Raw genomic sequence first — 23,731 nt, forward strand, 5'->3', positions numbered from 1 at the left:
TCCTTCGTCACTTCGACGAGACCAAAACCCTCCTCTAAACGGAACCCTCAATCTGTCTCATGGGCGCTGACGGCGGACATAGGTCACTGTTCTGGGTCTCGTCTCTGAATGGGTTTCCGTCTTCAATTGGACATTCGACCATCCGGCCGGTGATCCGGTCGAAGGTCAGGCCCAGCAGCGGGCCGACTGCCTCGCCGAACTCGCGGTCCTTCAGGCCGCGCACGACGGTGGGGGCGTCAGGGTCCTGCTTGTTGCGCTCCAGGCCGATCATCGCGTGGGACCATCGGGCGATGGCACGCGAGCCGGTGAAGTGCTTCTCCAGCACCCGGCCGCCTTCTTCGTGGGCGGTGCCTTGGGGCGTGGTCAGGTGGGACACGAGGTGGATCGTGGCCCCGTGCGCTTCGACGATGCCGGACAGCTCGGCCATGATCTCGTCGAGAGCGCGGCGTTCATCCTCGGCGTTCGCCACCAGGGCGGTGAGCGGGTCGATGAAGATGTCGAGGACGCCCTCGGCCAGGATCAGGTAGAGGACGTTCGCCTTGACGGTGTCCCAGTCCTTCGCGCCGAACATGTCGAGCGGGAAGAACAGGCCGTCCAGACTGTCGATGGCCTCGTTCAGCTCGGCCTCGGTGTACTGCACGTCCGGCTTGTTGAGCCGCTTGCCGATCACCATACCGGCCAGGGACCGCAAGGTCTTCGCCGGGTTCTCCTCGAACAGGATGGTGCCGACCTTCCGAGGGGCAGGGATCACCAACGGCTGGCCCAGGTGGTCGACTAGTCCGTCGTGCGGCTCCAGCAAGTCCGGCCGCATGGCCGTCAGCATGAGCTGCTTCTGGGTGGTCGTCTTGCCGGAGCCGACGCCGGCACCCCATGAGTAGAGGTAGTGGCGCTGGATGCCGTAGGTGCGCTCGGTCAGCGTGCGCCAGGGCCAGGGCAGGCCCCACTTGGTGGGCTCCAGGGCTTTGGCCCGGAGGTCCGCGACGGTCTTGATGCCGTCCGGGCGCATCTGCTTCGAGCCCCAGAGGGCGTCGACCAGCTCAGCCGAGCGGTGCGCCTTGACCATGTCGCAGGCGTCCTTGAGCGGGAGCCGGGCGTCATAGACTTTGCCGGGGGTGAACAGCTTGGTGCAGGCCTCGACGGCCTGACGGCCGGGCTCGTCCATGTCGAAGCAGAGGACGATCTTCTCGAACCGCTCCAGCCACGCGACTTGCTTGGCGAGGTCTTTGGCTGCGCCGCCCGCCCCGTTCGGGATGGAGACGACGGGCCACTTGTTGTTCTGGACTTGGCTTACGGCCAGGGCGTCCAGCTCGCCCTCGGTGACGACGACCATCTTACCGGCGTCGCGCCACAGGTTCTGGCCGTACAGGGTGGCGGCCTTCGGGTCACCGACCCAGGTGAACTGCTTCTTGCCGTCCTCTTTCCAGCGGATTTTCTGGGCCACCGGGCGGCCAGCGGCGTCGCAGTAGGTGGCGATGTGGGCCTTGTGGCCGTTGAACGTGCCGACCTTGTAGCCGAACTTGTCGGCGGTTTCGCGTGTGAGGCCACGCGCCGGGAGGGCTTCAACCGTCCCATCGAGCAGGGGCATGCTTCTCCGTTCTGACTTGGGGATTGTCGAGGTGTCGCCGCCCGCGCGTTCGCGGTAGCCGCAGCCCATGCTGAAGCAGTGGGCATGGCCGTCCGAGTAGCGGGCGAGGTTGTCCCTCGACCCGCACTCAGGGCATGGCTCTTTGCGAACGAGGACGGACTCAGTGTCCGTCCAGCTCACAGCGGAAAGGCGGGGGCTCGGAGGGGGAACGTGGCCCGGCCAGGGCCGTCGCCGATCACCTGACGCCCGGCCCGCGAGGAGCGGTAGGCGTCGAAGCGTTGGCCCAGCTCGCTGTTCCGGCGACGGGCTGCGCCCAGCTCGCGGCGCAGGCGCTCGATCTCATCGTTGGCGGTCAGCAGATGCTTCTGCAGGGACAGCCCGACGAGCGCCAGGGTGAATATGAGGATGTCCTGAAGGTCGTACTTCAGGCTGGTCCCGAGTTCCTTGCCGGTGGCCCAGCGACGACCGTACCGGCGGTAGCTGTCAGCCCATCGTTTGGTTCGCCAGAAGAGGATCAAGCGCGGCCTCCTTTCCGGCGGATGCTCCAGGCTGGAGCCTTCTTCCGGCCAGCGCCGGAGACGTAGACGTCCAGCACCATGGCTGGGACCGGCTCACCCCGCAGGGCTTGAGCCTCCAGAGCGCTGCCGAACGCGGCGCGCATCGTGGTCGTGGTGCGGATGATTTCGCGGCCCTGAGGATCACGCATAGGCTTTGGTCTCCTGGGCCGTGGCGGCCATGAACGAGGGGGTCTTGGGGATCAGGCGGTATTCCGCGAAGCGGTTACCGGCGACGTCTTCGCGGTCGATGGTGACGATCTGCATCCCCTTCGGGACGAGGTCGGTGCGGTCGGTGCGGAGGCGGTAGATGGCGTCGGCCAGACGGAAGGAGCCGTAGGCGGCGCGGGCGACGGCGTCGGTGATCCGGCCGTCCTTCCTCAGGTGGTTGATGACGATTTCGGGTTTCGTGATGGGCTTACGCATGGATGTCGATTTCCGTTCTGAGTTGGAGATTAGGTGTGGGCCGGGTGTGCGACAGGGTGGCCGGTCAGCCACTCGCCGACGTCGAAGCACGGGCACTCCTTCAGCCACTCGTTGGGGCTGACCTTGCCGTCGCGGTTGCGGTCGGGCGACAGGTCGCGGTGGCCGAGGACGGTGGCGTCCGGGTAGGCGTGCTGGAGGTTCGCCAGCATGTGGCGAAGGGCGGCGAACTGCTGCGGCGTGAAGTTGTTCTCGCCGGTCTTGCCGTCCGCCTTGACCCCGCCGATGAGGCAAATGCCCAGCGAGCGGCTGTTGAAGCCCTCGACGTGAGCGCCCGGCTCATTGTCGGGACGGCCCTTCTCGACCGTCCCGTCGCGGCGGATGACGTAGTGGTAGCCGATGGTTCGGAAACCACGCTGGCGGTGCATCACTTCGATCTCGGCGCGGCCAATGTCGCGGGCGGCCGGAGTGGCGCTGCAATGCACCACGAGGTAGTCGATCTTCTTCATCGGCATGATCTGCATCAGGTCTCGTAGGTTAGGGTGAAGGAGACCCCAGGTTCGCCCTCGGCCCACCGCTTGCGGACACGCAAGTCGTGGACCTGGCAGTCGTCCTTCCAGAGGCGACCGCTGTCGTTGAAGGCGTCCATCACGGACTTCGCGTAGTTGTCCGCGTCGGGCTTGGGGTAGAGCAGCTTGGAGGTCTTGGGTCGTTCGACGTGGCAGACCAAGTCCAGCGCCACGGGGGCCTCGAAGAGACCCTCGGGGGCGGAGAGGCCAGCGTCTTGGACGTAGGCGGCGACCGCCTTCTTCCAGTCCATATAATCCGTGGGCATGTAGACCGTGGGGAACTTCCCCCGAACCGCAACACGCGGCCGGGGGCTGGGAACTGGATCGAAGGGGAGGACAGCCGAGAGCGCGTTGGCGCTCTTAGATGTCGTCGTGGTCAGCGTTGTCGTCCGCGTCGAACGGCGCGTCGTCGTCGCCACCGGCCACCGGCTCGGCGTCACCGATCACGTCGCCGTCTTCCTCGTCGAAGCCGTACTGGTCGGCCGAGCGAGCGCCGCCGGTCACCAGGGTGATGATCTGCACGGCCTTCAGGCGCAGGCTGACGCCCACGACGCCATCGGTCTCGCGCAGATACGGATTAGCCTCGACGAACAGGCGCAGCTTCGAGCCGGAGCCGATGCGCGGCGGGTTCTTCAGGGCGACCTTCTGGGCGTTGAAGAAGTCCGGCTTCTGCTCCCAGCTCTTGCCGGTCTTGGTGACGACCTTGTGCTTGAGCTTGGCGTTCAGCAGGATGCGGCCGGTTTCGTCGCCGGTCTCTTCGTCCAGCTCGGCCTTGGCGACGTCCAGCTTCTTGAGGTTCTTGGCCTTACCGGCCTTCTTCTCGTCGATCAGGCGCTGGACGGTGGCGTCGTAGAAGTCGTCCCGAATTTTCTCCAGCTTCGCCACGAAGGCCTTCACGCTGTCATCGTCAGCGTCGTAGGCGATCTTCGTGTGGAACTCGCCAGCGGCGTTGAACTTGGTGTCGGGCTCGTTGAGCTTCGGCCAGATCGAGATGCCAGCGGGGGTCAGCAGGGTCGGGGCGTTGGTCTTAGCCATGGGTATGGAAATTATCCGTTCTGAGTTGGGGATTGGGGCCGGGAAGCCCATTCGTCAGCCGCCGCCAGGAGCGCCGTGGCGAACTCCAGCACCTGCTCGGGCGTCTTGAAGGCGACCGCCGGGCTCGACAGACTGATCTCGACGCGCCCGGATGGGCGGTTGAGGATGCCTAGGCGCTTATCGAAGTGGCCGAAGAAGCGCGTGGTCTGAGGACGGTCGACAGGCAGGTTGGGGCGGATCATGGGTGGGGTTTCCCGTTCTGAGTTGGGTATCGGTTTTGAGGCAGGCCTACTGGTCGGGCGACAGGCGCTCGTTCAGGTCGGTCTCCAGCGCGCCCAGGTCGTAGCCCTCGGCGGCCAGCTTCATCATCGTGTCGGTCGAGACCGCGCCGTCCTGGCGCTGCTCTCGGGTGGCTCGGGTCAGGAGCCCGTCGATGGCGCGGGTCACTTCGTCACCACGCGGAACAGGGTCTTGAACGTGTTGCGGATGCCGTAGACCGGGACCGGGATGGTGAAGTCCACGAAGGGCTTCACGATCTTGTCGGCGATGAACTCGGCGACGGTCGACAGGCGGCCCAGCAGCAGGCCCAGCAGGTAGAGCGGCACCGGCACGAGGCAGGCGAAGGCGAACGCGAAGGCCAGGGCGAAGATGCCCACCAGGGCACGGGCGCGGTCGGCGACGCGGAAGTCCTTGTCGAAGGTGTGGGTGCCAACGAAGGCGGCGACGTAGGGGCGGCCGAAGGACAGCAGCAGGAGGCGCTCGGTGCCCAGGTCGATGTTCGAGAACGAGAACTCGCTCTGCGCAGACGAACCGGCGGTGAAGCGGACGACGGGGTAGGTGAATTTCATGAATGGTTTCCGTTATTTGCGACGCAGCTCATCGGCCGCGTAATCGCGGATGGCTTGGACGTGGTAGGTGAAAGGACCCTCGGCTTGGTCCATCATGCGGCGAGCGCGCTCGACCTCTTCGTGAGGGTCGAGACCGCAGGCTTCGCAGACGGCCACCGAGGTTAGGAGGAGCGCCCGTACTTGGTCGCTCGGTGCGATCCGCTCGTTGCGACGGAGCAGTTCGAACGCAGGCTCACGGAGCTGCGCGACCGTTGAGTCCCAGCGGGCTCGGTCGGCAATGCTCGAAAGGGAAATGGTTGGTTCTCCGGGTGGCGAGGCGTGCAGCCCCAAGGGTGAGGGTTTATTCCCGCTCTGAGTTGGAGATTAGCTCCGACCCTGCTGCCAGCGCTCGGCGGCCAGCAGCGAGTAGGTGTTGGTGTCGAGCGCGTTGCCCCGGCCCTTCTTGACGGTGACGGGGTAGCCGTTGTTCCGGCAGTAGATCGTGAGCTGGTAGCCCAGCTCGCTCGGCGACAGGCCCTTGCCGATGCCCCGCTTCAGCAGATCGCGGGCGAGGAACATCTGGTTGCGCTTCAGGTCGTCCAGGGCGGCGACCTCACGCTGCTCCAAGGTGGACGCCAGGAGCGCCCGGACGGACGCCAGCTCCTCGACCACCGGCTTCATGGCCAGGGCCATAGCCTCGGCGATGTCCATCGGCAGCGGCATGGCCTCCCGGCCGTGGTCGGCGAGCGAGTACGAGCCGGTCTTGCGGATCGAGGGGAGGACTTCGCGGTTCACCCAGCGCTGGAAGACCTTGGCTTCGGGTTTGTCCGAGCGGTTGATCAAAGCGTACAGGCCGGACTCATTGATGACGATCATCGGCCGACCTTTCTGGGTCACACCCAGATTGGTCCGGTCCACCCGCCGAACCTCGTCCGCGTCCAGGCGGGCGACGTGGTAGGTGATATTCTTCAGGCCCAGGTCCAGCGCAGCGCACACATCAGCGGCGACGAACCAGGGGTTGGTCTCGATGTCGATGGTCCTGATGTTCACCGGCTCGTCACGCCCGGCGGGCTGGAAGGAGAAGGTGGTCGGGGTCTTGGTGTCGATCATGCAGTTGTCCATTCTGAGTTGGGTATCAGGCAAACATGTACTCGGCGTCCCGTAGGACTTCGAGATCGAGGTCCCCCATCGGCGGCAGCTCGGGCAGCTCGGCCGCCACTTCAGGCGGGAGCTGAGCGACCAGCTCGTCGCGGAAGCGGGCGAGCACGTCAGGGGTGTACTGGGCGATGAACGTCTCCCGCAGGATCAGCGAGAGACGGTTGGCGTTGGCCGCATGGGTGCCGAAGCTGTCGTGGATGACGGCTAGGTCGGTGATGCCAGCGCGAACGCAGGCGTTGACCGTGGCCATCAGGTGGGCAGCGTCGTTGGAGTGGACGAAGTTGGGCGCGATGCCGTTGGTCTGACCGTTGGCGTCGAGCTTGTCTGTGTCCTTGGCGATCTGGAGCTGAAGCCGACGTCCCTGGTAGTGGACGTCCAGCCTCTGCCCGGTCACCTTGCGGTAGGCTTGGAGCACCGGGAGGCCGACAGGGGTCGTCCACCAGATAGGCTGGCCTGCCTTGGCGGCCACCTTCGCAGCGGCCCGGAGCCATGCCATGGCACCCGAGGCGGCGTTGACGGTCTCGCCGATGGCGTCCCAGAGGACGAACGACAGCCAGTTGGCGGCGGCGTAGTTGTCCGCGCCTTCGAGGTAGGGCGGCTTGCCTTCCTCCTGGGCCTCCTTGTCCAGCTCCTTCAGGGTCTGGAGGACCATGTCCTGCATCCCGTAGCGGGTCGCCGAGTAGCAGTAGGTCATGGTCGGTCGCTTCGCGATCTTCCGGCTGACCCCCTTCAGCTTCCAGGGCTGGGCCTCGTTGTCGTTCGCCGCCAGCGCCGCCTCCAGGGCCAGCTTGGCGACCTCGGAGTAGACGTCCTGCGGCTTGTCGACCGGCAGCAGGTTCACCGCACGCGCGCCGACAGGATCGCGGAGCATGGCGGAGAAGTGCTGCAGGCCAGAGTTCGAGCCGTCGAGCGCCACCGGGATGTGGCTGACGAACGTCGCCCCCTCGCGCATGTAACCGGCCCACTCGAAGCAGGCGGCAAGGGCGCAGTAGGGACTGTCGGCCTTGGTCCAGAACCGCTCCCCGTCCAGCGGGTCGTCGGCGCTGTCGAGGATGGCGTTCGTGTTGGCGAACACCCAGTCGATGCGGTCTTGGAAGCTGACCTTGTCGACCCCGAACAGGTTGGCGATGTGGACCGCCAGCCACCAGCCTCCGGCGTCCCCGAGGGGCATGCCGTTGGCGAACTCCAGCAAGCCCTTGCCGCTGTCGTCAGCCTGCGGGTGCGGGCCGCCGATGGGGATCGGGTAGATGCGGCCCCGGAAGTCCAGCTCGTGCGGGAAGTAGATGGCCGTCTCGTCGCGGAACTTGTCGGCGATCCAGAGGCGCTGGCTGAAGGCCAGCCGCTTCGAGAGCGCTTGGTTGTTCCGCTCGTAGACCTTCGCGGCCTCCCGTTTCCAGGCGGCGCGGGCCAGCTCGTTGGTCTCGATGTCCTCCGGGCGGGTGGGCATCGGGAGATCGTCGCGCCGAGGCAGGCCGCCGAGGCTACCGCCCTGGTCCCACACCTCGCGCATGACGTCGAGGACCCGGCGGTTGATCCGCCAGGGCGTCTCCTGCACGGCGTTCACCGCCGCGTAGACCTCGGGCATGTCCACATACCGCAGCTCGCTGTGGTAGGGCGCGGCCCACTGCTTCACCAGCCGAAGGCCGGGGCGCTTGGTCAGGTACCCGCCCCAGAAGGGCGTGCGCCAGCGCCGGGGCCGGACCACCATGGGCAGATGGATCGGCTCAAGGATTTCGCAGCGCGCGTGTTGCTTCTCCAGCCACGTCGAGCAGGCCTCGGTGGGGCGAAGCACGAACGTCTCGCCCCGGCCTACCTTCATGGTGTCCAGCGTGAACAGCGTCGTGCTGTCGCAGAGCAGCTCGATGGCGCGCATGCCAGCCTGGAGCTTGTCGGCCTCGCTGAAGTCGACCTTCGCGCCTTCCTTCTCCATGATGTCGCGGATCGCCGAGCGACGCTTCGCGCCCTTCTTCAGCTTGGCTTCGAGCCCCTTGTAGCCCTTCTTGTTGGCCCGCTTCAGGTTCAGCATCTCGATGTGGTCGATGAGGGCGTTCGAAATCTGGAACGCCGTCGCCGTCGCCGTCAGTCGGTTGGCCGCAGCGTTCACCGCGATGCGCGCGATGAGGTAGGCGGCCTCGTCAGGCTTGACCTGGGACAGGAGGTTGAACCCGCCGGGTCGGCGACCAGCGCCGCCGTTGCGGATGCGCTCGACCCACTCGTAGAGGGCCGTCGAGAGCGGCTTGATGGTCTGCTTCAGGAGCTGGCGACCGGGAGGCAGCTCGGCTTCCTCCTCGACAGTCGCAGTGTCGGTGCGCCAGGGCAGCGGACGGCTCGCCCGGTACCGGCTCGAACCCAAGGCTCGGCTCTCATCTTCAAGGTCAAGCTGGCGGCGGATATCGTCCCGCCCAAAGGTCATCATCGAGTGAACTCCATGTTGTCTTGAAGTGGACCTCGTTCCTCGGCCCCAAGGGTGAGGGAAAATCCCCGCTCTGAGTTGGGCATTGCGACGCGGATGAGACTGCGGGCCAGGACGTAGCCCCAGCGACGCGCCGTATCAGCGATGAGCGCGTCGATGTTCTCCGGGCGGCGAAGGAAGGCCCAGTCTTTGAAGAGGGTGCGAACCTCAGGCACGGCCCAGCGCACGCCGAGAGCTGTCTCCAGGGTAGGCTCGTGCGCGGTCGAGTACGTCTCGAAGCGAGGCATAGTTTCGGCCATGCTTGACGACGCGGCGTCGCGGTAGTCCTGAATGAGGGCGTACTGGTTCTCGATGTGCGCCTCGGCGCGGTCCAGGCGCTGGCGCTCCTTGGCCAGCAGCTCGATGATCTCGAAGCGACTAAGGCTGGCGCACTCCATCGACGCTTCGCGCTGGAAGTCGTCAAGGGTCTTCGGTTTCTGCATCTGATCTCCCGTTCTGAGTTGGGGAAAATAGGGGGGTGGCTGGGGAATGTCAACTCAACGCGGCCTCCGCTCTGAGTTGGACGGTGTGCCAGGGATGTGCCATCAGCGTGCCTCGGCACACTGTGCCAATGGCACACCCCCTCTAGATCTGCATTTGAGCCAAGCGGGACGGGGCTTTTTATCGCACCGTCTCCGCCATCCCCATTCCATCACCGTTGTCCCTTCGGTGGGCGGTCCTCTGGGGCGACGTGCGCCTCTGCGCCGACGGTGTTCGCAAAGCGGATAGTTTCAGCCTCTTCGACTCGTCGGCGACGGCGATGGATTAGCTCAGGCGGACATGTTGGGGCGCGTATGGGCGCGGCCCCGGTCGGCGGGGCGACACCCGCTTCCAGCTTGCGAGACGCGGAGACGCCCGATGGGAACGATCTACGAAACCATGCCGATCCTGGTCAGCAACGAGGGCGTCTGGGAGGGCTGGTATCGCTACTATGACGCCAAGACCGGCGCCTTGACGGACCAGCACCGCTCGCGCCTGCTGTGCCGCCTGATCGACGAGGGCGATGGCAAGGTCCGCTATCACCAGACCAACTACTACTTCTGGGAAGACGGCCGCAGCGAGATCCGTGACTTCCCCGCCTGGTACGAGGACGGCCGCGTGTGGTGGGACAACGACCTGATCAAGGGCTGGGCCTCGCAGATGTCTCCGGACGACTATGGTCGCTCGACCTGCCTGAACTGGACCCGCAAGGGCGAACCGGACGTCTATCTGTACGAGATGATCCAGAACTCCGATGACCGCCAGAATCGCGCCCGCACCTGGCAGTGGTTCCGCAACGGCGTCTGCTTCCAGCGCACCCTGATCGACGAGGTGTTCGTCACCAAGGACTGGGCCAGCTTCGACGTGACCGTTCCGCCCAAGTTCTAGGCCTCGCTCAGCGACTCCGCCCTGCAAGGTCGCAGGGTGGAGAAAGCCGCGGCGTGCGTCTCGGGCCTGCGACATTCGCGGCATCGTTCGACGTCTTCCCTGATGGAAGAGTCACGCGAGGATGCGCCGTCATGATGTTCGAGACGTTTGGCCGGGTGGTGTCGCGCCGAGGGGCGTTAGGCGGCCTGATGGGGGCGGGCGCTGTCATGTCTTCTGCGCCGACGGCCCAGGCCGCGAACCGCAACATCCGTCCGCTCGACATCAACGATCCGCGGGAGAACCTCTACGGCTTCGCCAAGATGTGGGGGACCATTGGCCCCAAGGCGGTGCTGTCGGGCTACTACGGCGTCCAGTATGGCCTGGTCGGTAGCCATCGCGCCAAGCCGCTGTTCGGCTTCTGCGGATTCGGCAATGTTCGCAACGTCATCCAGCCGGACGGCTCGGTGAAGGTGATGGGCAAGGAGTGCAGCTATTTCACCGACCTCGCCACCGGTGAGATCCTGGATCGCTGGGAAAACCCGTACACAGGCGAGACAGTCGAGGTCTACACCTTCCTGAACGATCGCTTCCGGGGCACGCTTGGTCTTGAGCAGAAGGTGTTCAAGGTCGGCGACGGCGAGACCAAGAACAACGACATGGGCGGCCAAAAGACCCAGCCGTTCCGGCTGCCGTGGAACCGCGTGGGCGACCAGTATCTGCTCGGATGGGACTACGCCCACGAATACACCAATCCCATCACGCCCGAGGGCTGGCCCAAGGCGTCCACCGGACCGGTGATCAATCCGTCCGAGCACTTCACGATCTTCACACCCGCCGCCGAGATCGATGATCGCTCGGTATTCTCCGCCCGCTACCACGCGGGCTTCACGCGCCAGGGACCATGGTGGCCCTGGATGAAGATGGGCCAGAGCGGGGTGCAGGGCGTGCTGATGGGGCGCATGCACAGCTACAAGATCACGGGTGGACCGGAAGACGTTCCCAAGGCTGTGCTCAAGCGTGTGGAGCGCGACCGACCCGACCTCCTGGAAGAACCGACGGATGGGCCGGACGAGGGCGTGCAGGACACCTTCATGCGCTATGCCGAGGAGGTCCCTCCGGAGACGCCTGGGTACGTGCGTCCCAGAAAACCCTGATCTCACGGTTTGCCCGGCGCGCTCGGGAACACCTTCGTCGCGAAGTCACGCAAATCGGCGCGCCAAACCGACCATTCATGGCCGCCCTCCGTCTCCACATACTGGTATTTCAGGCCCGCCGCATCGAATAGGCGGCGGGTCGGGCCTACCAGCGGCATGACGGGATCGGTCTTGCCGATCGTGTAGTAGACGAAGGTTCTCGCGGCGGCTCTGCGTCGCAAGGCGTCCATGTCGTTCTTTTCGAAGCGCGCCAGGTTCTCGTCGCCGATGAAGCCGATGCTGAAAATACCGATCGGCCCGAAGATGTCGGGCCGCGTCAGGCCGAAGTTGATCGTGTGCAGCCCACCCATCGAAAGCCCCGCCATGGCGCGTCGCGCCGGACGCGGCTCGGTGCGGAAGCGGGCGTCGATGGCGGGGATCAGGTCGTTGATCAGATCGTCCCGGAAGTCACTGTTGAAGCGATTGTCGACGCCAGGGCGCCCCGGCGTATGGCCGAACGGCATGACCACGATCATCGGCGGCGCCTTTCCGTCCGCGATCAGGTTGTCGAGGATGTAGGCCGCGCGACCTTTCTGCACCCAGCTGAGCTCGCTGTCCCCGACCCCATGCACCAGATAGAGCACGGGATAGCGGCGGTCGCCGCCGCCCTCATAGCCAGGGGGCGTATAGACCTGGGCTCGCCTTAAACTGTCGGTCGATTTGGACGCGTACTCGACGGTGGAGACCACGCCGTGGGCGATGTCCGGTCGGTAGGCCCCGAACGCCAAGCCAGGGGAGGGGATATAGAAGGTCGATCGCGCGCCGCGCGCCTCGTTCGCGGGGCTCTGCGACTGCGGATCGGCGATCACCGTCCCCGCGATGCTGAAGCCGTAGACGTGGACGCCAGGGCTCACGGGCTTGGCGGTGGTGGCGGCCCAGTAGCCACGGTCGTCACGCGTCATGGCCAACCCCTGCGGCCCGCCGTCATAGCCTGTCGGCACGGAGTCGATGTCGCCGCTCACGACGCGCGCCGACGCCGCTTCGGGCGCGCAAAGCCTGAAGACGACCTTTCCATCCGGGAGCAAGTCCACGGGCTTGTATTCCAATGGGGCCTGCGTGGGCCCCCGCGTCGAGCACGCGTCCAGGTCAGGCGCCGCCAGGGCCGGCGCGGCGGCCAGGATCATGGTTCCCGCCAAAAGGTGCGATCGCAAGATCATCGAAGTGCTCCAAGCTCCTGAAGCAGACTGAGGATCACTTGGCCTGGAGGTTTGTCCTACCCGTGCAGTGTTCGCCAGGTGGATAGATGTTCCATCTCGCGCCAACCTTTGTCGTCGCGTGACGATGAGTAATCGCGTGTCGGATAGACCTATTATTTAATCTTAGACGACAACGTTGTCGTCAATGCTCCCGCCGCCGCCGAAACGCCGACAAAGGCGCACGGCATCATATCTTGAGGGGGATGGAATTATGCGTATCAAAGGATCGCTTCTGGCTGGGGTTTCCGCCGTGGCGTTTACGTTGGGCGTCGCCAGCGAGGGGCTGGCCGCTGGTCAAGACAAGACGGCCGACAAGGCCAGCGAAATCACCGAAGTCGTCGTCACGGCCCGCGGCCGCAAGGAAAAGCTGCTCGAGACGCCGGTCGCGATCTCGGCGATGAGCGCCGAGAAGATCGAGCAGATCGGGGCCACCTCGTTGACCGATATCGCCCGCTACACGCCGGGCATGACCGAGAACGCCACGATCACCGGCTCGGGCCGGAATGACCGCTCGTTCTCGCAATTCATCCTGCGCGGCATCGTGCCGTCCGATATCGACATTCCGACGACGACCACCTTCGTCGATGGCGCGCCGCTGGCCCTGGGCGCGGTCGACGGCATCGACGACCTAGAGCGCATCGAAACCCTGAAGGGTCCGCAGGCCGCGTATTTCGGCCGCCAGACCTTCGGCGGCGCGATCTCGCTGGTCACCAAGGATCCCGCCAGCACCCCGATGCTGACGGTGAACGGCGTGCTGGGCGATCCTACCCAGACCGAAGGCCGCGTCACGCTGGAAGGACCGATCCTGGGCGAGAAGCTGACGGGCCGCGTGTCCTATCGCTACTCGTCGCAGGACGGCGCCTATGACAACGACGCGACCTGGAAAACCCACGAGCGGGTGGGCGACCGCAAGACCCAGAATGTGAACCTGACCCTGGTCGCCCAGCCGACCGACAGCCTGAAGGTCAAGTTCACCGGCATGTACCGTCGCGATCACGACGGTCCGTCGGCGCAGGTCTACATCGCGCCGTCGAAGTCGAACTGCGTCTTTCCGGCGGGGCGCTGGTTCTGCGGCACGGTCTCGGCGAGCGACGTGAAGCTCTACGCGAACGACGTGGTGACCCCCTCGGTCAAGGCGTTCATCCAGCAGGCCAAGGCGCCGGGCTCGGGCCAGATCAAGGTCGTCGACGAGTTCGGCCTGCAGCGCGACGCCTACCACGGCGGCCTCAACGCCGAATACTATTCGCCGTCGCTGAACCTGACGTTCTCGTCGATCACCGGCGTCGACTATCAGGAGTTCGGCCAGCTGCAGGACCTGGACAACCAGGACTCGCAGTCGACCAACTGGCTGTTCGAGGTCTCCAAGCGCAATCGCAACTTCTTCCAGGAATTCCGGATCGTCTCCGACCAGGAGAAGGCCTTCCGCTGGCTGGTGGGCGCCAGCTACGCCTGGCAGCGCGTGGACAGCGCCACGGCCAGTTCGCTGCTGAGCTTCGGTTCGACCAGCAATTCGTTCGCGCCGGCCTATGCGGCTACGTCCGAGACGAAGGGCGTCTATGCGGGCCTGACGTATGACGTCACCCAGAAGCTGACCCTGAACCTCGAAGGGCGCTACCAGGCCGACACCCAGACGGCCAACGGCCTGTCCAAGACCTATAACAACTTCCTGCCCCGCGCGATCGCCCAGTACCACTTCACGGACAAGGTCATGGGCTATGCGACCTATTCGATCGGCGTGAACCCCGGTCCCTTCAACAGCCCCGCGGCGCTGTCGCAGCTGACGGACGCCAATCGCGCCGATTTCATCTCGCGCTATGGCTTCCAGGTCGAGGTCAAGCCCGAGCACCTGGAGAACTTCGAAGCGGGCGTGAAGGGCACGTTCCTGGACGGCAAGCTGTCGCTCGCGGCCGACGTCTATCACGATGTCTGGACGGACCAGATCAACCAAGTGAACCAGTTCTACCAGCAGGGCGCCAACCTGGTCAGCGCCTTCGCCAAGGTCAACAACGGCAAGGTGCTGCTGAACGGCGTCGAGGTCGATGGCAACTTCCGCCCGACCCGCAACGTCGACATCAGCTTCGCCGGCGCCATCAACGACACCAACATCCGCGAAGGCACCTGCGTCACCTGCGGCCAGATCACCGGCCAGGCGGCGAACACGGTCTATCGCGGCAACGAGCTGGGCAATGTGTCGAAGTACCAGGGCGCTCTGGGGGTCTCGTACTACGGGATGCTGCCGGCCTGGTCCGCCGACTGGTTCGCCCGTGCCGACCTGAACTACAAGTCGGGCTCGTACGCGACGGCGGACAACCTGGTGAAGACCGACGAACAGACGACCGTCGATGTCCGCGCGGGCGTCAACAAGGGTCCGCTCATGGTCGAAGGTTATGTCCGCAACCTGTTCGACGAGAAGTACTTCACGAACGCCGCGATCTTCTACGACATCGTGGCGTTTGATTTCGCGCGGCCCAACGCCCTGATCGCCGGGATCGCGCCCGGACGCAGCGTTGGCGTGCGGTTGAAGTACGTCTGGGGCCGCTAGCAAGTTCGCCGCCGAGCCTCGGGCCAAGAGCCCACTCGGCGGCGACCATCGGATCCCGTCTTCTCGCGCGCCCGCCTGAGCAGAAGGGCGGACGCGCCTCCTCGCAGGAAACACCCATGTCCTACCGCGCGCTCGCCGCCGCCCTGCTGTTGACCGCCGGCCCCGTGATGGCCGCCGATCGCACCGTCGTGACCCATGACGGCCCCGTTGTCGGCGAGGTCGCCGGCGGCGTCGTCGCCTTCAAGGGCATCCCGTTCGCCAAGCCGCCCGTCGGTCCGCTTCGCTGGCGCGCCCCGCAATCGCCGACGCCGTGGACGTCGTCCCGCCCGGCCAAGGACTACGGGCCCGACTGCATGCAGCAGCCGTTCCCCGGCGACGCCGCGCCGCTGGGCGTGAAGCCGGCCGAGGACTGCCTCTATATGAATGTCTGGGCGCCCGAGAGTGCCGCCAAGGGCAAGACCAAGCTGCCGGTCATGGTCTGGATCTACGGCGGCGGCTTCGTGAACGGCGGCAGCTCGCCGACGGTCTATGCGGGCGACCGCTTCGCCCGCGACGGCGTGGTGATGATCAGCTTCAACTATCGGGTCGGCCGTTTTGGCTTCTTCGCCCATCCGGCCCTGACCGCCGAGAACGCCGACGGCGGTCTCCTGGGCAACTACGCCTACATGGACCAGATCGCCGCGCTAAAATGGGTGCGCGAGAACGCGGCCGCCTTTGGAGGCGATCCGGACAACGTGACGATCTTCGGCGAGTCCGCCGGCGGCATGTCCATCCACACCCTGCTGACCACCCCGATGGCCAAGGGCCTGTTCCAGAAGGCGATCATCCAGTCGGGCGCGGGACGCTCTGGCCTCTTCCCGATCCCGAAGCTGTCCGGCGCGCCGGGCGAGCGCTCCGGCGAGGCCGCCGGCCTGGCCTTCGCCGAGAAGGCGGGCGTGAAGGGGACCGACGCCGCCTCGCTGGCCGCCCTGCGGGCGCTGTCGGCCGAGCAGGTCACCGACGGGCTGAACATGGCGACGGCCTTCACCCCGACCTATGCCGGGCCGATGCTCGACGGCAAGATCTTCTCGCGCGAAGCCATGGTGGCCTATCGCGCCGGCGAATGGGCCAAGGTGCCGGTGCTGGTCGGAGCGACCAGCGCGGACGGCTTCTTCTTCGGCGGCCAGCGTGATCAGGTCTTCGCGTCGTTCGGCGACCGCCGGAAGGAGGCCGAGGCGCTGTATGATCCGACCGGCGCAGGCGACATCAAGGTCTATGGCTGGAAGGTCGCCGCCGACCGCGCGATGATCGAACCAGCGCGCCTGGTCGCCAAGACGATCGCGGGGCAGGGCGGCAAGGCCTATGTCTACCGCTTCTCCTATGTCGCCGAGAGCCTGCGGCCGGTTTTGTGGGGCGCGCCGCACGCGACCGAAATTCCGTACGTCTTCGACACCGCCGACGTGCGCTACGGTCAGGCCTACACGCCCGCCGACGCCGCGGCCGCCAAGGTCACCCACGCCTATTGGGTGAACTTCGCCAAGACCGGCGTTCCCTCGGCTCCGGGCGCCCCGACGCTTCCGGCCTACGACGCGGCGAAGGACATCGTCCTCGACATCACCCCCGAAGGCGCCAAGGTCGGCCCCGACCCCCTGAAGGCACGCCTGGACCTGATCGAGGCGACGTCGCCGCAATGATGCGTTCAGCCCTCGCCGTAGCCGCGGGCGTTCTGGCCCTGACGCCCGCCTTCGTCTGGGCCGCCGAGGCCAAGCCCCCGATTCCGTCGTTCGAAATCTCCACCAGCTTCGTGCGTCCCGATCCTCTGCCGCCATCGAAGCTCGAGATGCCGGGCGGCGTCACGGTCTGGAAGGACCTCGTCTACATCCAGCGGCCGGGATTCCGGCCGCTGACCCTGGACCTCTACACGCCCGCGGGCGCGGGCAAGCGTCCGCTGATCGTCCAGATCCATGGCGGCGGCTGGTCGATGGGCGACTCTCGCCAGATGGCCGGCTTCAAGGACTTCCCCGCGGTGCTGGCGAACCTCGCCTCACGCGGCTACGTCGTCGCGGCCGTCAACTACCGCCTCAGCGGCGAGGCGCCGTCGCCGGCCCAGGCCGATGACGTTGACGCCGCGATCCGCTGGCTGAAGGCGCACGCCGCAGAGTACGGGATCGATCCGACGCGGTCGGCGACCTGGGGCGACTCCTCGGGCGGACATCTGTCGGCCATGGCCGCCCTCGATTGCAGCGGCGACGACTGCGTCACGGCCGGGGTCTCCTGGTACGGCGTCTTCGACCTGACCCCGCCGCCGAATATCCCTTATGACGACAAGCTGTTCGCCACCACGAACGCCTTCCTCGGCTGCAAGATCATCACCTGTCCCGAGCGGGTGAAGGCGGCCAGCCCGATCACCCACGTCAAGCCGAACCCGCCGCCGATGTTGCTGATCCATGGCGACAAGGACTTCGCCGTGCCATTCACCCAGTCGGTTGCCCTGGCCGACGCCCTGCGCAAGGTTGGCGGCGATGTCGAGCTGAAGATCTACGAAGGCGCCAACCATGGCTGGTGGGCGGCCACGCCGGAAGCCACCCGCGCTTTCCACCAACGCGCCCTGGAAGACACATTCGCGTTCTTCGACCGCGTCCTGAAGCCATCCCGATAGCGTACCTTTCAGAGTGTTCCCGATGATCGCCAAGAGCTCCATGGCGGTGCTGGTCGCGCTTGCGCTCACCAGCGCCGCTTCCGCCCAGACGCCTTCCGCCAAGTCCTGGATGAACCCGAAGCTGTCGCCTGATGAACGGGCGGCCTTGCTGGACAAGGAGCTGACGCTGGATGAGCGGATCGGCCTGTTGCATGGGCCGATGGCGATCGCCTGGGGCAAGGTGAAGCTGCCCGAAGGGGCTCTCGGCTCGGCCGGCTTCATCCCCGGTCTGGCGCGTCTGGGCATACCTGCCTTGCAGGAGACGGACGCCAGTCTGGGCGTCGCCAATCCTGGCGACGTGCGGCCCGGCGATGGCGCGACCGCTCTGCCGTCCGGCTTGGCCATAGCCTCGACCTTCGATCCCAAGCTGGCCTTCGAGGGTGGCGCGATGATCGGCGGCGAGGCGCGGGACAAGGGCTTCAACGTGCTGCTGGCCGGCGGCGCCAATCTGGCGCGCGACCCCCGCAACGGTCGCAACTTCGAATATCTCGGCGAGGATCCCTTGCTGGCCGGCGTCATGGCTGGCGAAGCGATCCGAGGTATCCAGAGCCGCAAGGTCATTTCCACGCTGAAGCACTTCTCGCTGAACGGCCAGGAGACGGGGCGGACGATGGCCAATTCGGTGATCGAGGAGGGCGCGCATCGTGAAAGCGACCTGCTGGCCTTCCAGATCGCGGCTGAAAAGGGCCAGCCCGGCTCGGTCATGTGCGCCTATAACCTGGTCAACGGCGACTATAGCTGTGGGAACCCGCACCTGCTGAACGACGTGCTCAAGCGCGACTGGCGCTACAAGGGCTGGGTGATGTCGGACTGGGGCGCGGTCCACGGCACGGACTATATCCTCAAGGGCCTGGACCAGCAGTCGGGCGAGCAGCTGGATGGAACCACCTGGTTCGGCGCGCCGCTCAAGGCCGCTGTCGAGAGGGGCGAGGTCCCCGCCGCGCGCGTGTCGGACGCCACGCGTCGCATCCTGCGCTCGATGTTCGCCGTCGGCCTGTTCGACGATCCTCCGGTCAAGCGCGAGATCGACTACGCCGCCAACGCCAGGATCGCCGGCAAGGTGGCGCGCGACGGGATTGTGCTGCTCAAGAACGAAGGCGGTCTGCTGCCGCTGGTCAAGAACGCCAAGACCATCGCCGTGATCGGCGGCTATGCCGACCAGGGCGTGCTTTCAGGGGGCGGCTCTTCGCAAGTGGTCCCGCCTGGCCACAAAGGCGCGAAGATCGCCCTGGGCGGCGAGGGGATGATGGCCGCCTGGCGGTCCATGCAGTTCCACTCGGCCGGTCCGATCGGCTCGACCCCGCTGGCCGCGATCCGCAAGCTGGGCGGGACGGGCAAGGTGACCTTCGACGATGGTCGCTATCTCGCTTCGGCGGCGGCCGCCGCCAAGGCCGCCGATGTCGTCGTGGTCTTCGCCAATCAGTGGATGGGCGAGGGCGAGGACGCGCCGGACCTGTCGCTTCCCAATGGCCAGGACGCCCTGATCGCCGCGGTCGCAGCGGCAAATCCCAAGACCGTGGTGGTCCTGCAGACCGGCGGCCCCGTGGCCATGCCGTGGCTCAACGCAGTCGGCGCCGTGCTGGAGGCCTGGTACGCCGGCGCCGATGGCGGCGAGGCCATCGCCGATGTGCTGTTTGGCGAGGTCGATGCGGCGGGCCGTCTGCCGGTGACCTTCCCGGCCTCGATCGACCAGTATCCGCGCGCGGCCACGCCAGGGCGGAGCCTGGGGCCGAAGGAGCGCTTCGACGTCGTCTATTCCGAGGGCTCCGACGTCGGCTACCGCCGCTTCGCCGCGACGGGCGACAAGCCGCTGTTTCCGTTCGGCCACGGCCTGTCCTACACCCGCTTCGCCTACGCCAATCTGAAGGTCGTCGGCGGCGAAACCCTGACGGTCAGCTTCGACGTGACCAACACCGGCGCGCGCGCGGGCAAGGATACGCCGCAGGTCTATCTGACGGATCGGGCCGGCAAGGCGGGTCAACGGCTGATCGGCTTCGAGCGCGTGGCCCTGGCGCCGGGCGAGACCCGCCGCGTGACGATGACGACCGATGCTCGGCTGCTGGCGAGCTTCGATCCCGTCGCCAAGGCCTGGAAGGTGGCGTCCGGCGACTATGCCGTCGCGGTCGGGGCGTCCTCCGCGGACCTGTCGTTGAAGGGCGTGGCGAAGGTGCGGGCGCTCAGCCTGAAGCCGTGATCTGTCCGACCAGTGGTCATCGGCGTCGCGAGGTTTGATTGTTCGCGCCGGATGGTGTCCCTGTCGGCGCTAAGCTGAGCGGGGACACCATGGCTGTGCGCGGGCCTTTCCGACGGATTTTCTGGAGGCTCGGCCTGCTCGCCGGGCTGGTGCTGATGGCCTCGCCGGCCGTTGGGCGGCAGGTGGCGGATTTCGCCAGCCAGACGCCGCCGCCAGCCCTCGACTATACCAAGCCCGCCTCCTGGGCCGCCTTCGCGGGCAAGGGCGTCGGCGCGGTTCCAGCCCCGGGCGCGACGGTCTCGGTCAAGGACCAGCGTGTGGACGTCTTCTACGTCCATCCCACGACCCTGCGCAGCGCCGACAAGTGGAACGGCGATCCGGCCGACGCCACTCTGAACGCCTGGACCGACGGCAGCGCCACGGCGCGCCAGGCCAGCATCTTCGACGGCTGCTGCCGCCTGTTCGCGCCGCGCTACCGGCAGGCCTCGACCCTGGCGCTGATGAAGATGGACGGCGAGGGCGGCAAGGCCTTCGACCTGGCCTATGGGGACGTCGAACGCGCCTTCGATTACTATATCGCCCACGAGAACCATGGGCGGCCGTTCATCCTGGTCGGCCATAGCCAGGGCGGTTCGCACGTCGCGCGGCTGGTCCAGCGCCGCATCGACGGCAAGGCGCTGCAGGCCAAAATGGTCGCCGCCTACGCGATCGGCTTCAACCTAGCCGAGGGTGATTTTCCGCTGACCTACAAGACCGTGCCAATCTGCCGGAAGCCCGACCAGCTGCACTGCCTCGTGCAGTGGAATTCCGTGCTGCCGACAACGGATCTCGACGCCGTCGCCAAGGCCTCGGAGCGTCGGTTCGTCGCCCTCCACGGCGATGTCGCCGGCAAGACCACCCTGTGCGTGAACCCTATGACCTTCGACGCCGACAAGCCCTCCGCCGACGCCGGCCAGAGCCTGGGCGCTGTTCCGGGAACGCCCGACGCTTCGCCGATGCGGCCCCTTGAGAAGGGCAAGGTCGCCGCCCGCTGCGATCGGGGCTTCCTGGTCGTCACGCCCGACCCGTCGCTGGACCTGCAGCCGCTGCCCGGCGGCAGCATGCACTACCACGACCTGGGCCTGTTCTACGCCGACGTGCGCGCCAACGCCGCTCTGCGGGCCAAGGCGGCGCTGGCCGTCCATCAATAGTTTCGGAGTTCTCCATGATCGCGCGTCGCGGCTATGCCGACGGGCCGTTTGGCCAGGTGCACTTCCACGATACGGGCGGCGAGGGGACGCCGATCGTCCTGAGCCACCAGTCGCCGCAGTCGGCGCGCCAGTTCGATCTCCTCGTCCCGGTGCTCGCCGCCAAGGGCTTGAGAGTGATCGCCGTCGATCATCCTGGCTTTGGCAATTCCGACCCGACGCCCGGCGTCCCGACGATCGCGGATTACGCAGCGGTGTTCCCCGTGGTGCTCGACCATCTTGGCGTCGCGCGCGCCGCGTTCGCCGGCCATCACACCGGCGCCCAGGTGGTGACCGAGGTGGCGCTGCGCTGGCCCGACCGCGTGACCCGACTGATCCTGAACGGGCCGTCGCCGTTCACCGAAGCCGAGCTCCAGCACCTGCGCGACACGGTGACAGCCGAGGAGAAGGACATGGTCCATCACCAGGACGGCAGTCACCTGTCTCACACCTTCGAGGTGCGCTGGCGACTGCACGGTCCCAATCCCGATCCGGCCGTGCTGACCCGCATCGTGGCCGAGAAGTTCATCGGCTATGGCGAGATGTGGTGGGGGCACAACGCGGCCTTCCACTATGACCACGCCGAAGCCATGAAGCAGGTCACGCATCCGACGCTGATTCTGACCAACCCGGATGATGTCATCTACGACGCGGCCTTGCGGGCCCGCGAACTGCGGCCGGACTTCGCCTTCGTGGAACTGCCGGGCGGCGGTGTCGACGTGGTCGACGCCTATCCCGAGGAATGGGCGCGGGTGGTCAGCGAGTTCCTGCAGGCCGCCTAGGCCTCACCAGGGAACCGGCTCGCCGTTCAGGTTCAGAAACTGGCCGCTGTGCGCCGAGGTCATCTCGGCGATCACGGCGCGCTGGCGGCGGACGCTCTCGTCGACGGGCCAGGTCGCGTTCGCGCCGCCAATATCGGTCTGCGTCCAGCCCGGCGCCATGGACATCACCGTGACGCCGCGCTCGCGCAGATCGATCGACAGACCCTTGGTCAGCATGTTCAGCGCCGCCTTGCTGGTGCGATAGGCGTGGGATTGGCCCTGGGTGTTGCTGGCGATCGAGCCAAGGTCCGAGGACATCATCACCACCAGCTTCCGTTCGCCGAGCATCAGGTTCGGCAACAGAGCGGCCGTCAGCCGGAAGACGCCGAGGACGTTGACTCGCAAAATCTCTTCCCACTGGTCGTAGTCCATGCCGTCCAGCGTCTGCCGCGCGGCGCTGTCCTCCCAGCCGCCGCCATACAGGCCGGCATTGTTGATCAGGATGTCGATGGCGACGCCGTCGAGGCGCGACGCCAGCGCGGCGATGGACCCGGCCTCGCCCGTGTCGAGCCGCTCGATCCTAAGCCTTGCGGGATAGCGCTCATGCAATTCGGCTAGGGCGATAGCCTGGTCCGGCGCGCGGCAGGCGGCGATCACGGACTGGCCCGCGGCGAGCGCCTGGCGCACATGCTCCAGCCCGATGCCGCGATTGGCGCCGCTTACAAGGACAGTCTCGGTCATGCTTGAGGCTCCATGGGCGGCGCGAAGGGCGCGAGGATCAGATTTCGACGGTGGCCGCGTCGTAGTCGAACAGACCCAGCGTCTCTTCGTTCTTCAGGCCGCCGAGACCGAAGGTGTCGGTCTCCTGGCCCTGCATGCGGTCGGCGTTGGCGTTCGATTCCAGCTGGATGAAGCTGGCGCGCTCGTGGCGGGCCTTCTCATAGCGGGTGAGGGCTTCATCGAGGCTCGAGGACGCGTCCAGCGCCCGCACCAGGACCACGGCGTCCTCGATGCCGGCGGCGGCGCCTTGGCCCAGGAACGGCGTCATGGCGTGGGCGGCGTCGCCCAGCAGGGTGATGTGATCGCCCACGCGCCAGGTCGGCAGCGGCTTGCGGGCGTTGATCGCCCACTTGTAGAGGCGGCTTTCGTCGATCTGGGCGATCATCGTGTGGATGTCGGGACACCAGCCCTCGAACGCCGCCGACAGCTCGGCCTTGGTGGCGGGGATCGTCCAGCCGTCGTCCTCCCAGCCCGCCTGACGGATGAAGAAGACCAGGTTAAGGATCTCGGAATTGCGGACCGGGTAGCGCACCATCATGCGACTGGGGCCGATGTGCATGCCGGGGTTCTTGGCCAGGTCTTCGACCGTTGGCGTCACCGGGATCAGCGCCCGGTAGCAGACGTGGCCGGTGAAGTGCGGCTTGGCTTCCTCGAACAGCTTGCGCACGACGGACTTCACGCCGTCGGCGCCGATCAGCAGGTCGGCGCGGAAGGTCTCGCCGTCCTCCAAGACCAGCTCGGCGCCGCCTTCGACCGGCCCGACACGCTCGACGCGGCGACCGATGTGCAGGCGCGCGCCGGCGTCCTGCGCCGCCTTCACCAGGATCGTGTGGAGGTCCGCCCGGTGGATGTAGACATAGGGCGCGCCGTATTTCTGGCGGGCTTCGTCGCCGCGTTCGAACTGGAACAGCAGCCGGTTGTCCTGCCAGTGGCGGATCGTCTGGGCCTTGGGCTCGACGCCCGCCTTGGCCACGGCGTCGCCCAAGCCCAGGAATTGGAAGCCCTTCATGGCGTTCGGCGCAAGGGTCACGCCCGCGCCGATATCGGCCCAGGCCGGCGCGGCCTCGAAGATGTCGACGCTGTAGCCGGCTCGCGCGAGGCCGACCCCCGCCGACAGGCCGCCGATGCCGCCGCCGATGATCACGATGCTGGGCTTGGGATTCACGCGCGGCCTCCAGGCGGACTTCGAAGAGTATCGAGCCTTCGCCTGTA

The 23,731-nt window shown here is 66.5% G+C and carries 24 protein-coding genes; 8 read left to right on the forward strand and 16 right to left on the reverse strand.

What is annotated here, in order from left to right:
• Positions 1 to 34 precede the first annotated feature (34 nt).
• The 13 genes from DI526_RS04680 to DI526_RS04740 form a co-directional block, all read right to left on the reverse strand.
• Positions 35 to 1,585, reverse strand: a complete 1,551-nt coding sequence (locus DI526_RS04680) for a toprim domain-containing protein (RefSeq protein WP_304274683.1) — start codon at positions 1,583 to 1,585, stop codon at positions 35 to 37.
• Positions 1,586 to 1,761: 176 nt separating this feature from the next.
• Complete coding sequence (locus tag DI526_RS04685) at positions 1,762 to 2,103, reverse strand: hypothetical protein (protein ID WP_304274685.1); 342 nt, start codon at positions 2,101 to 2,103, stop codon at positions 1,762 to 1,764.
• Positions 2,100 to 2,291, reverse strand: a complete 192-nt coding sequence (locus tag DI526_RS04690; protein WP_304274688.1) for a hypothetical protein — start codon at positions 2,289 to 2,291, stop codon at positions 2,100 to 2,102. Before DI526_RS04690 ends, DI526_RS04685 begins: the two co-directional genes overlap by 4 nt.
• Complete coding sequence (locus DI526_RS04695; protein ID WP_304274691.1) at positions 2,284 to 2,565, reverse strand: hypothetical protein; 282 nt, start codon at positions 2,563 to 2,565, stop codon at positions 2,284 to 2,286. Before DI526_RS04695 ends, DI526_RS04690 begins: the two co-directional genes overlap by 8 nt.
• A gap of 29 nt (positions 2,566 to 2,594) precedes the next feature.
• On the reverse strand, positions 2,595 to 3,086 hold the full coding sequence (locus tag DI526_RS04700; protein WP_304274694.1) for an N-acetylmuramoyl-L-alanine amidase: 492 nt from the start codon (positions 3,084 to 3,086) through the stop codon (positions 2,595 to 2,597).
• Positions 3,086 to 3,571 carry a RusA family crossover junction endodeoxyribonuclease gene (locus tag DI526_RS04705; protein ID WP_369691883.1) on the reverse strand — a complete coding sequence of 162 codons (486 nt, stop codon included), beginning with the start codon at positions 3,569 to 3,571 and terminating at the stop codon, positions 3,086 to 3,088. Before DI526_RS04705 ends, DI526_RS04700 begins: the two co-directional genes overlap by 1 nt.
• Entirely contained in the window at positions 3,492 to 4,166 is a 675-nt protein-coding gene (locus DI526_RS04710; protein WP_304274700.1) for a hypothetical protein, read from the reverse strand. Before DI526_RS04710 ends, DI526_RS04705 begins: the two co-directional genes overlap by 80 nt.
• Positions 4,167 to 4,177: 11 nt before the next feature.
• Positions 4,178 to 4,408 (reverse strand): hypothetical protein, encoded by a 231-nt coding sequence (locus DI526_RS04715; RefSeq protein WP_304274703.1) that lies wholly within the window; start codon positions 4,406 to 4,408, stop codon positions 4,178 to 4,180.
• Between the two features lie 46 nt (positions 4,409 to 4,454).
• The gene (locus tag DI526_RS04720) at positions 4,455 to 4,613 is read right to left on the reverse strand and encodes a hypothetical protein (RefSeq protein ID WP_304274705.1); all 159 of its coding nucleotides are present in this window, start codon (positions 4,611 to 4,613) and stop codon (positions 4,455 to 4,457) included.
• The gene (locus DI526_RS04725) at positions 4,610 to 5,014 is read right to left on the reverse strand and encodes a hypothetical protein (RefSeq protein WP_304274708.1); all 405 of its coding nucleotides are present in this window, start codon (positions 5,012 to 5,014) and stop codon (positions 4,610 to 4,612) included. The genes DI526_RS04720 and DI526_RS04725 overlap by 4 nt, the downstream gene beginning before the upstream one ends.
• A gap of 363 nt (positions 5,015 to 5,377) precedes the next feature.
• On the reverse strand, positions 5,378 to 6,103 hold the full coding sequence (locus tag DI526_RS04730; protein WP_304274710.1) for a BRO family protein: 726 nt from the start codon (positions 6,101 to 6,103) through the stop codon (positions 5,378 to 5,380).
• Between the two features lie 25 nt (positions 6,104 to 6,128).
• Positions 6,129 to 8,504 carry a DNA-directed RNA polymerase gene (locus DI526_RS04735; RefSeq protein WP_304274712.1) on the reverse strand — a complete coding sequence of 792 codons (2,376 nt, stop codon included), beginning with the start codon at positions 8,502 to 8,504 and terminating at the stop codon, positions 6,129 to 6,131.
• A gap of 59 nt (positions 8,505 to 8,563) precedes the next feature.
• Positions 8,564 to 9,046, reverse strand: coding sequence for a hypothetical protein (locus DI526_RS04740; protein WP_304274714.1), 483 nt, complete (start codon positions 9,044 to 9,046; stop codon positions 8,564 to 8,566).
• Positions 9,047 to 9,461: 415 nt separating this feature from the next.
• Between DI526_RS04740 and DI526_RS04745 the strand changes: the two genes are divergently transcribed.
• Positions 9,462 to 9,971: a hypothetical protein gene (locus tag DI526_RS04745; protein WP_304274716.1), complete on the forward strand. Its 510-nt coding sequence runs from the start codon at positions 9,462 to 9,464 to the stop codon at positions 9,969 to 9,971.
• A gap of 131 nt (positions 9,972 to 10,102) precedes the next feature.
• Positions 10,103 to 11,104, forward strand: coding sequence for a DUF1838 family protein (locus DI526_RS04750; RefSeq protein ID WP_304274717.1), 1,002 nt, complete (start codon positions 10,103 to 10,105; stop codon positions 11,102 to 11,104).
• A 2-nt stretch (positions 11,105 to 11,106) separates the two neighbouring features.
• Here the strand turns inward: DI526_RS04750 and DI526_RS04755 are convergent, their stop codons facing one another.
• On the reverse strand, positions 11,107 to 12,300 hold the full coding sequence (locus DI526_RS04755; protein WP_304274720.1) for an alpha/beta hydrolase-fold protein: 1,194 nt from the start codon (positions 12,298 to 12,300) through the stop codon (positions 11,107 to 11,109).
• 250 nt (positions 12,301 to 12,550) lie between these two features.
• Between DI526_RS04755 and DI526_RS04760 the strand changes: the two genes are divergently transcribed.
• The 6 genes from DI526_RS04760 to DI526_RS04785 all read left to right on the forward strand — a co-directional run bounded on the left by DI526_RS04760 (position 12,551) and on the right by DI526_RS04785 (position 21,760).
• Entirely contained in the window at positions 12,551 to 14,881 is a 2,331-nt protein-coding gene (locus DI526_RS04760; RefSeq protein WP_304274723.1) for a TonB-dependent receptor, read from the forward strand.
• A 116-nt stretch (positions 14,882 to 14,997) separates the two neighbouring features.
• On the forward strand, positions 14,998 to 16,554 hold the full coding sequence (locus tag DI526_RS04765) for a carboxylesterase/lipase family protein (RefSeq protein ID WP_304274724.1): 1,557 nt from the start codon (positions 14,998 to 15,000) through the stop codon (positions 16,552 to 16,554).
• Positions 16,551 to 17,519 (forward strand): alpha/beta hydrolase, encoded by a 969-nt coding sequence (locus tag DI526_RS04770; RefSeq protein WP_304274727.1) that lies wholly within the window; start codon positions 16,551 to 16,553, stop codon positions 17,517 to 17,519. The genes DI526_RS04765 and DI526_RS04770 overlap by 4 nt, the downstream gene beginning before the upstream one ends.
• Positions 17,520 to 17,541: 22 nt before the next feature.
• Positions 17,542 to 19,752 carry a beta-glucosidase gene (locus DI526_RS04775; protein WP_304274730.1) on the forward strand — a complete coding sequence of 737 codons (2,211 nt, stop codon included), beginning with the start codon at positions 17,542 to 17,544 and terminating at the stop codon, positions 19,750 to 19,752.
• A gap of 89 nt (positions 19,753 to 19,841) precedes the next feature.
• Positions 19,842 to 20,942, forward strand: a complete 1,101-nt coding sequence (locus DI526_RS04780; RefSeq protein ID WP_304274733.1) for a DUF3089 domain-containing protein — start codon at positions 19,842 to 19,844, stop codon at positions 20,940 to 20,942.
• A gap of 14 nt (positions 20,943 to 20,956) precedes the next feature.
• Positions 20,957 to 21,760 (forward strand): alpha/beta fold hydrolase, encoded by an 804-nt coding sequence (locus tag DI526_RS04785; RefSeq protein ID WP_304274736.1) that lies wholly within the window; start codon positions 20,957 to 20,959, stop codon positions 21,758 to 21,760.
• A 3-nt stretch (positions 21,761 to 21,763) separates the two neighbouring features.
• Here the strand turns inward: DI526_RS04785 and DI526_RS04790 are convergent, their stop codons facing one another.
• Together DI526_RS04790 and DI526_RS04795 are read right to left on the reverse strand one after the other, a co-directional pair.
• Positions 21,764 to 22,480, reverse strand: coding sequence for an SDR family oxidoreductase (locus tag DI526_RS04790; RefSeq protein WP_304274738.1), 717 nt, complete (start codon positions 22,478 to 22,480; stop codon positions 21,764 to 21,766).
• 37 nt (positions 22,481 to 22,517) lie between these two features.
• Complete coding sequence (locus DI526_RS04795) at positions 22,518 to 23,684, reverse strand: FAD-dependent monooxygenase (RefSeq protein ID WP_304274741.1); 1,167 nt, start codon at positions 23,682 to 23,684, stop codon at positions 22,518 to 22,520.
• Positions 23,685 to 23,731 lie beyond the last annotated feature (47 nt).

The organism is Caulobacter segnis, from assembly GCF_003243465.1.
Taxonomy (GTDB): domain Bacteria; phylum Pseudomonadota; class Alphaproteobacteria; order Caulobacterales; family Caulobacteraceae; genus Caulobacter; species Caulobacter segnis_A.

Coding starts and splice junctions, on each gene's coding strand:
- DI526_RS04680 (WP_304274683.1), bottom strand. CDS start 1,585: ATGCCCCTGCTCGATGGGACGGTTGAAGCCCTCCCGGCGCGTGGCCTC.
- DI526_RS04690 (WP_304274688.1), bottom strand. CDS start 2,291: ATGCGTGATCCTCAGGGCCGCGAAATCATCCGCACCACGACCACGATG.
- DI526_RS04695 (WP_304274691.1), bottom strand. CDS start 2,565: ATGCGTAAGCCCATCACGAAACCCGAAATCGTCATCAACCACCTGAGG.
- DI526_RS04700 (WP_304274694.1), bottom strand. CDS start 3,086: ATGCAGATCATGCCGATGAAGAAGATCGACTACCTCGTGGTGCATTGC.
- DI526_RS04710 (WP_304274700.1), bottom strand. CDS start 4,166: ATGGCTAAGACCAACGCCCCGACCCTGCTGACCCCCGCTGGCATCTCG.
- DI526_RS04715 (WP_304274703.1), bottom strand. CDS start 4,408: ATGATCCGCCCCAACCTGCCTGTCGACCGTCCTCAGACCACGCGCTTC.
- DI526_RS04725 (WP_304274708.1), bottom strand. CDS start 5,014: ATGAAATTCACCTACCCCGTCGTCCGCTTCACCGCCGGTTCGTCTGCG.
- DI526_RS04730 (WP_304274710.1), bottom strand. CDS start 6,103: ATGATCGACACCAAGACCCCGACCACCTTCTCCTTCCAGCCCGCCGGG.
- DI526_RS04740 (WP_304274714.1), bottom strand. CDS start 9,046: ATGCAGAAACCGAAGACCCTTGACGACTTCCAGCGCGAAGCGTCGATG.
- DI526_RS04745 (WP_304274716.1), top strand. CDS start 9,462: ATGGGAACGATCTACGAAACCATGCCGATCCTGGTCAGCAACGAGGGC.
- DI526_RS04750 (WP_304274717.1), top strand. CDS start 10,103: ATGATGTTCGAGACGTTTGGCCGGGTGGTGTCGCGCCGAGGGGCGTTA.
- DI526_RS04755 (WP_304274720.1), bottom strand. CDS start 12,300: ATGATCTTGCGATCGCACCTTTTGGCGGGAACCATGATCCTGGCCGCC.
- DI526_RS04760 (WP_304274723.1), top strand. CDS start 12,551: ATGCGTATCAAAGGATCGCTTCTGGCTGGGGTTTCCGCCGTGGCGTTT.
- DI526_RS04765 (WP_304274724.1), top strand. CDS start 14,998: ATGTCCTACCGCGCGCTCGCCGCCGCCCTGCTGTTGACCGCCGGCCCC.
- DI526_RS04770 (WP_304274727.1), top strand. CDS start 16,551: ATGATGCGTTCAGCCCTCGCCGTAGCCGCGGGCGTTCTGGCCCTGACG.
- DI526_RS04775 (WP_304274730.1), top strand. CDS start 17,542: ATGATCGCCAAGAGCTCCATGGCGGTGCTGGTCGCGCTTGCGCTCACC.
- DI526_RS04780 (WP_304274733.1), top strand. CDS start 19,842: ATGGCTGTGCGCGGGCCTTTCCGACGGATTTTCTGGAGGCTCGGCCTG.
- DI526_RS04785 (WP_304274736.1), top strand. CDS start 20,957: ATGATCGCGCGTCGCGGCTATGCCGACGGGCCGTTTGGCCAGGTGCAC.
- DI526_RS04790 (WP_304274738.1), bottom strand. CDS start 22,480: ATGACCGAGACTGTCCTTGTAAGCGGCGCCAATCGCGGCATCGGGCTG.